Here is a 6,834-nt window from a genome sequence, read left to right as displayed (position 1 = left end):
CAGATTTGTTATTCTCTCTTAAGCTCTACCGCCGTAGGCCTTGCTTCTCAAAAGCGAGTGCAAAGGTAGACATTTCCCACATTCCCTCCAAATTTTCATGGGTATTTTAACGAAAATTTAACAATTAAACGCAGTTTTACCCCCTTTTTCGAGTTTTACAGGCCTTTTTTGCCCGTCAGGGAGCACTACAACAGTGCTTCCTCCATTTGAAGAATAGATCGTAGCCGATGTCAATTTTCCGTCTTTCCACTCCATATCTATCGTGAATCCGCCTCTTGCGCGCAAGCCTTTCACAGTTCCATTCACCCATTGTTCGGGAAGAGCAGGTAGCAAAATTATTTTTTCAGGCGTTGACTGGAGCAACATTTCTGCCACTCCAGCTGTTCCGCCAAAGTTGCCGTCGATCTGAAACGGAGCATGTGCGTCGAGCAGATTCGGGTAAGTCCCCCCACCCTTCCGCTTGTCAGGCCCCTCATAATTGTCAGGACTCACATACTGGAGCAAGCGACGATACATGTGATAGGCTCCTTCCGAGTCAAGCAGACGCGCAAGCAGGTTGACACGCCATCCGGTGCTCCACCCGGTTGTATTGTCACCCTTTATTTCTAATGTACGCGCGGACGCACGCGCGAGAGCCGGAGTGGAATCCGGAGAAATATGACGTCCGGGAAACAGACCGTAGAGGTGAGACTGATGACGGTGGGTCGGATCCCGGTCCTCCCAATCAAAATACCATTCGGAAAGATTGCCCTTATGACCGATCTGATAAGGATAGAGACGCTGAAGTGTGGAATCAACCTCTGCCCTGAAACCGGCATCCACTCCCAAAGCCTCGGCGGCATCGCGGGCATCCATGATGCACTGGCGTATCATTGCCAGATCTGCTGCTCCACCATAGAATGTAGCGCCAGAATAGCCCTCCGGGGTAACATAGTTGTTCTCCGGTGAAGTGGAGGGCGATGTGATCAGACGACCGTCCTTCTCAATAAGCCATCCCAGACAGAATTCAGCCGCACCCTTGAGAACAGGATAGTATTCCGCCAGGAATGACGAGTCCTGACTGAAAAGATAATGCTCCCAAATGTGGCTTGCAAGCCATGCGCCACCCATATTCCAGTTGGCCCATGTGGGATCGCCACTATTCAGTCCGACAGGATTGGTCATTGCCCATATATCTGAATTATGACCGAGACACCACCCGCGATACACGCCATAGTAATGACGGGCGGTGCGCTCTCCACTCGTGGAAAGATTTTTTATCCAAGGTAGAAGTGCCGTTTCATGGAGTTCGCCAAGACCGGTGATCTCCGCAGGCCAGTAGTTTTCCTCTACATTTATATTAGTGGTATAATTGCTGCTCCACGGCGGAAGCAGATATTCATTCCACAAACCCTGAAGATTCGCGGGCACCCCTTGGGTACGCGAGCAGGAGATCAGTAAATAGCGTCCGTACTGGAAATACAGTTCCTCAAGATCGGGATTAAGCTCTTTAAGGTCTGTGTAACGCTTCAGCTGAACATCAGTCGGAAGTGCCGCGACGGAATCGGGGGTAGATCCAAGATCGAGTTCCACACGTGAAAACAGCCTGCTGTAATCGGCAAGATGATCTTCACGGATTCGCTCGGCTCCTTTGGCCACGGCATTTTCAATGCGCTTTTCAGCCAAAGTGACATAATCGCGCCCCTCTTTCACCGGATCACGGTCAAACCCGTTGAAGCTTGTCACATTGGTGATATACAGCACTGCCTCGCGGACATTTTTCAGCGTCAGCAAACCGTCTTTCCCTGTCACAGCCTCTCCCCCGCCGACAGGCACGGCCCTGACCAGTGTGCAGAAGCGCGTCCCGCGTTCCGGATCATATTTCAGTTTTTCGTCAAAAGATGTGTAACCGGGCAGCGAAAGATAGGCTGCGTGGCCGAGTGAGCGCAGCTCGCCTTGCATCGGCTCTTTCGACGGAAGTTTTGTCGGGATGATCGTTGTAGCGGAGATTTCCGCAGGGAGCTGCGACGAGAGTCTGAGAGTAGCAGTGAAAGGCTTCGAACACCGCAACGTGACCACGATTACCGAATCAGGAGCCGAAGCAAAATAGCTCCGCTCGAAATTTTTCCTCCCGTAGTCAAAACGGTCCTGAGCCGTCGCGGTGTTCAGATCAAGCACACGCTCATAGACGGCAACGCTGTCAGGCGCCCCGTCATAGCTTATTGTAAGTTGTCCCAAGGGCTGATAATTCTCGCTGTAATGCCCCTGGACTTTCATGTGGAGCGAATCAGCCGCACGATAATCGCCTCTGTCGAGGGCGGCACGTATTTCCGGAATAGCCTTATAGGCATCCGGGGTGGTCACCCCTCTTTCCGGCTCGCCCGTCCACAAAGTAATGTCGTTCAGCGAAATGCGGTTTTCAGCAGTTCCACCGTATATTATAGCGCCAAGATTACCGTTGCCTATGACCAATGCCTCCTCAAAAAACTTTGCCGGTCGGTCATAATGCAGTGTCAGTCTGTTATCTTTCGCTTCCGCGGCAAAGATAGCCGCAGCGCCAAAACAGATGGCGAGGAGAGTATTTTTCATGGTACTCTATTTTTTGTCAGGTAAGTAAATTATTGCAGATGGCCTCAGATGCGAGACCTGATATAGTCAAATCAAAAAAAGTGTTTGAGGAGAGATCCGATTGAGGGACATCAGACATTGAACAGGAAGTGCATGATATCACCGTCCTGCACGATGTAGTTCTTGCCTTCGATAGCCATCTTGCCTGCGTCGCGGACAGCACTTTCTGTTCCGAGAGCCACATAATCGTCATACTTGATGACTTCGGCACGGATAAAACCGCGTTCGAAATCCGTATGGATCACGCCGGCACACTGCGGAGCCTTGCTGCCACGCATGAAAGTCCAGGCCCTGACCTCATCGGCACCGGCCGTAAAGAATGTCTGAAGATTGAGAAGCGCATAAGCCGCACGGATCAGACGTGCGACACCCGACTCCTCAAGACCGATCTCGGCAAGGAATTCCTGACGTTCCTCAAAGGTGTCAAGCTCGGCAATCTCGCTTTCAGTCTGAGCAGCCACAATCAGCAACTGGGCATTCTCATCCTTGATCGCCTCACGGACAGCGTCGACATACTTGTTGCCGCTGACAGCAGAGGCATCATCGACGTTGCAGACATACATCACCGGCTTGCTGGTCAGCAGGAAGAGATCATGAGCGAACTTCTGTTCGTCGACAGTCTCCAGCACGACGGTACGGGCCGGTTTGCCCTGAGAGAGCGCATCATAATATTTTTTCAGGACCTCATATTGCAGTTTGGCAACCTTGTCACCTCCGGTCTGAGCCTGTTTCTGAGTCTTGGCCATACGGCTTTCAACAGTCTCAAGGTCCTTGAGCTGCAATTCATAATCTATGATCTCCTTATCGCGGACAGGATCGACAGTATTGTGGACATGAGTGACATTGTCATCATCGAAGCAACGGAGCACGTGGAGGATCGCATCCGTCTCACGGATATTGGCCAGAAACTTGTTGCCAAGACCCTCACCCTTGCTCGCTCCCTGGACAAGGCCGGCGATATCGACGATCTCGACAGTCGCAGGCACCACACTACGCGGCTGACACATATCGACAAGCTTATTGAGACGGGCGTCAGGAACGGTGATCACACCGACATTCGGCTCGATCGTGCAGAATGGGAAGTTTGCCGACTGGGCCTTAGCGTTTGACAGACAGTTAAACAATGTTGACTTACCGACATTGGGAAGTCCTACGATGCCGCATTGAAGTGCCATGATATAATGATAAGTTTATATACTAAGTTGATTCTATTGAAAATTAACGCACAAAGGTAATCAAAAAATCCCACACCTCAAACATTCACTTCCGTCGAAGCGACCAGGCTGAAATCGGGATGCGAATGAAAAAGTAGAAGCGACACCACATTTCCGACGGCCTCGCCGAAACCGCAACACTCCACATCCCGGAGATCCAACACGACATCAACCCTACCCCAACGACTGACAAGGTCATCGACCGCCCGTCCGACTTTCTCAGCATCGGACGCAGCATAAGGATAGAACCGGCAGCCGGCAGACTGGGCTATGCGTGTTCCCTCGCGAGAATCAGCCATGCAGAAAGCCAACTGAAAACCGGCCTTGCGGAATGATTTGGCCACGAGATCCACAAGAGCCGCATCCTCACACAACACCAATGCGCTCATCTGAGGGAAAGCCAACACAACATCTCCGGGCCTATGCCTGGCAACAGCCGCGACTGCGCGACTGCTTTTGGGAGCCAGTTTTCCGGCCCGGTACTCCTCCATTCTTTTCTCAAGATAATTGTCTGCCATATTTTACGGGATAATTTTTTCGGCTGCAAACATACAAAAATTTACGGGAATAATTTACTAATTTTGCACCCCAGTATGAAACTTGCACTCTTGCGTCAACGCATCAAGCCCTGGATGCTCCCGATAGCCATGATATCCGGGATGATTTTCCACGATTTCATGGGACGGATCGAATTTCTCGCCCCCTACCTCATTTTCATAATGCTCTTCATCACATTCTGCCGTGTCAAGCCACACGAGTTCAGAGTGACAAGCCTCTCCTGGGGACTTCTCGCCGTGCAGATCGTCGGCGCCATAGCCCTCTACTTCGCAATCAGGCCGATGAGCATCGACGTTGCCCAAGGGACATTCATCTGTGTGTTCTGCCCCACCGCGACAGCAGCCCCGGTGATCACCGGAATGTTAGGCGGCAGCGTTCCGCGACTGGCCACATTCTCCATCATCTCCAACATCACAGTCGCCATCCTCGCCCCGGTCCTCTTCACCCTCATGGGCAGCGACGCCGGGATTTCGTTTACAGAGACCCTGCTGACAATCTCGGCAAAAGTCATGCCGCTGATCATCCTCCCACTGGTGCTCGCACTCTGCCTTCTCAAGACCGCACCGAAAATCCACAAGGCGATCGCAGAAAAACAAGCAATTTCATTCTACATCTGGGCCGTCTCGCTCTTCATTGTCGTCGGACGAGCCGTCAGCTTCATCATGGAAGAACCTGCCGAAGCCATCCCGGAAATGATCATCCTCGCAATCTCCTCCGGAATCGTCTGCTGCGCACAATTCTGGATCGGACGCCGCATAGGCCGACGCTGCGGCGACAAGATTGCCGGAGCCCAGGGCCTCGGACAGAAGAACACCGTCCTGGCAATCTGGATGGCACTGACCTATCTCCATCCGGTTGCTTCAGTAGCGCCTGCCGCCTATGTGGCCTGGCAAAACACCATAAATTCAGCCCAGCTCTACTTCAAGATGCGCAACGACGGCACCAGGAAATAAATTGCACATCCATGATTGCAGACCTACACTTACAGCCCTTCAAACACACCACACACCCGCCGCATACACTGAAAACTGTTAAATAAAAAAACTAAATTCTCCCAAAAACCGTTAATATAGACAGAAATAAAATCATAACATCTATGGCACTTAACAGCATGTATGAGAATCTGATGGGACTTCCGCTCTTTAATGGCGTGAGCTATAACCGCATATCCGAAATTGTCGGCAGCACAAAGCTGTCATTCCTGAAGTTTCTCCACGGCGAACGGATAGTGTCGGCGGGAGATCCATGCACACGTCTCATGTTTGTGATCGGAGGAAAAGTACGTCTCTCAGTGCGCAACAATTCAGACCGTTTTATCGTCAGCCAGACGCTTGAGGCTCCATCGGTCATCTCCCCTGACTTCCTCTTCGGCCGCAACACTCTGTTTCCCGCATCTGTGACAGCCATAGACACAGTGTCGATAATGGAAATCGAGAAGAACGATTTAATCTCCATTATCCGCAACGACGAAGTCTGCCTTTTCAACTACCTGAACTTCATTTCGACCAACGCCCAGAAAGCTATTGACGGAGTCCTCGCGCTCACTTCAGGATCACTGGAGGAACGAATTGCCTTCTGGATCATCGCACTGACCCAGCGCGATGCAAAAGACATCGTATTCTCCTGCCGGCAGCGCGACCTCTATTCCATGTTCGGCGTCCAGCGCTCATCCTTCATCAGCACCCTCGAATCCATGAAGGAACGCGGACTGATCGACTACAACCCCACAGAAATAAGAGTAATTTCCCGCACCGAACTCCGGTCTGTGCTCCTGAAATCGCCGGACTGAAATCAGGACTCACCCGCCGGACACCCGTCAGACTTCCGCAAAGCATAAAAAAAGAGGTTGAATCATCCTTTACGGGGATTCAACCTCTGTTCATTTCACATAGTGGGATCGGGCCGTGGCCCATCCTGATGTGGAGCCAATGCTTATTCAGCGGCAGCCTCTTCGGCGGGAGCTTCCTCAGCAGGAGCTGCGGCAGCTTCAGCCTCGGCAGCTGCGGCAGCAGCTTCGGCTTTCTTCTTGGCTACTTCTTCAGCCTTTGCCTTGTTCTTAGCTACTTCAGCTTCAAAGCGAGCCTTTTCGTCAAGCTCTTTCTTGTCGGCCATAGAAGCGCGGAACTTGTCAACGCTCTGCTGCTTCTGGGCTTTCCAAGCCTCGAAACGACGCTGAGCTTCAGCTTCGTCAAAAGCGCCTTTCTTAACGCCACCCTGAAGATGCTTCATAAGAAGCACACCTTCGTTTGAGAGGATGGTGCGAACGGTGTCGGTGGGCTGAGCACCAACGTTAACCCAATACAAAGCACGCTCGAAGTTCAAAGTTACTGTAGCAGGATTAGTGTTCGGATTATAAGAACCTATCCTTTCAATAAATTTACCATCTCGTGGTGCCCTGCTATCGGCGATAACAATAGGATAGAACGCATAGTTCTTGCGACCATGACGTTGCAGT

General features: G+C 51.6%; 6 protein-coding genes. 2 read left to right on the top strand and 4 right to left on the bottom strand.

From position 1 onward, the window contains the following. Positions 1-117: 117 nt before the first annotated feature. The 3 genes from K2H17_RS00090 to K2H17_RS00080 all read right to left on the bottom strand — a co-directional run bounded on the left by K2H17_RS00090 (position 118) and on the right by K2H17_RS00080 (position 4,339). Entirely contained in the window at positions 118-2,568 is a 2,451-nt protein-coding gene (locus tag K2H17_RS00090) for a glycoside hydrolase family 95 protein (RefSeq protein ID WP_300130004.1), read from the bottom strand. Between the two features lie 110 nt (positions 2,569-2,678). After that, complete coding sequence (ychF, locus tag K2H17_RS00085; RefSeq protein WP_300130003.1) at positions 2,679-3,782, bottom strand: redox-regulated ATPase YchF; 1,104 nt, start codon at positions 3,780-3,782, stop codon at positions 2,679-2,681. 77 nt (positions 3,783-3,859) lie between these two features. Continuing rightward, positions 3,860-4,339, bottom strand: a complete 480-nt coding sequence (locus tag K2H17_RS00080) for a hypothetical protein (RefSeq protein ID WP_300130002.1) — start codon at positions 4,337-4,339, stop codon at positions 3,860-3,862. A gap of 75 nt (positions 4,340-4,414) precedes the next feature. Between K2H17_RS00080 and K2H17_RS00075 the strand changes: the two genes are divergently transcribed. Both K2H17_RS00075 and K2H17_RS00070 read left to right on the top strand, forming a co-directional pair. After that, positions 4,415-5,332 (top strand): transporter, encoded by a 918-nt coding sequence (locus K2H17_RS00075; RefSeq protein WP_300130000.1) that lies wholly within the window; start codon positions 4,415-4,417, stop codon positions 5,330-5,332. Positions 5,333-5,475: 143 nt separating this feature from the next. After that, positions 5,476-6,168 (top strand): Crp/Fnr family transcriptional regulator, encoded by a 693-nt coding sequence (locus tag K2H17_RS00070; protein ID WP_300129999.1) that lies wholly within the window; start codon positions 5,476-5,478, stop codon positions 6,166-6,168. Between the two features lie 143 nt (positions 6,169-6,311). Here the strand turns inward: K2H17_RS00070 and K2H17_RS00065 are convergent, their stop codons facing one another. Then, positions 6,312-6,833: a 30S ribosomal protein S16 gene (locus K2H17_RS00065; RefSeq protein WP_300129998.1), complete on the bottom strand. Its 522-nt coding sequence runs from the start codon at positions 6,831-6,833 to the stop codon at positions 6,312-6,314. Between the last annotated feature and the right edge of the window lies 1 nt (position 6,834).

Origin of the sequence: Duncaniella sp., assembly GCF_029054785.1 — a bacterium.
Lineage (GTDB): Bacteria > Bacteroidota > Bacteroidia > Bacteroidales > Muribaculaceae > Duncaniella.
This window is presented reverse-complemented; position numbering and strand designations above follow the sequence as displayed.